A 438-nucleotide genomic window follows, 5' to 3' on the forward strand; every position below is an offset into this window, starting at 1 on the left:
AATCTTATTCTCTATTGGCGCTGGCGCAACGTATTTACCTTTACTGGTTTTAAATATTTCTTTGGTTCGTCCGGTAATCTTAAGGCGTTTAAGTTCATCAATTTCACCACGATCCCCGGTTTTCAAATAGCCATCTTCAGTGAACTCAGCCTTGGTTTTCGCCTCATCCTTGTAGTAACCCATCATCAGGGTAGGGCTCTTGATTTGAATTTCACCTTGCTCACTGATTCGACAATCAACACCAGGTAAAGGTTCACCTACGTAACCAAGGCAACTTCTGCCTGGCTGGGACATATGAGAATAACCAAAGTTTTCAGACATGCCGTAGCCTTCGAGGAGTTCAAGACCAAGCTTTTGGTACCAGGCAATCGTATCTTGACTTAGTGGTGCAGAGCCACTCGCAGCATAGCGTACATCCTGCAGACCAAGCGTCTTCAA

The 438-nt window shown here is 45.0% G+C and carries 1 protein-coding gene; it reads right to left on the reverse strand.

Translation table 11 applies throughout. From position 1 onward, the window contains the following. Nucleotides 1-438 (reverse strand): AMP-binding protein (locus tag A3761_RS05840; RefSeq protein ID WP_156491647.1); only part of this gene is annotated, 438 nt, incomplete at both ends.

The sequence above is a fragment of the Oleiphilus sp. HI0123 genome (genome assembly GCF_001635315.1).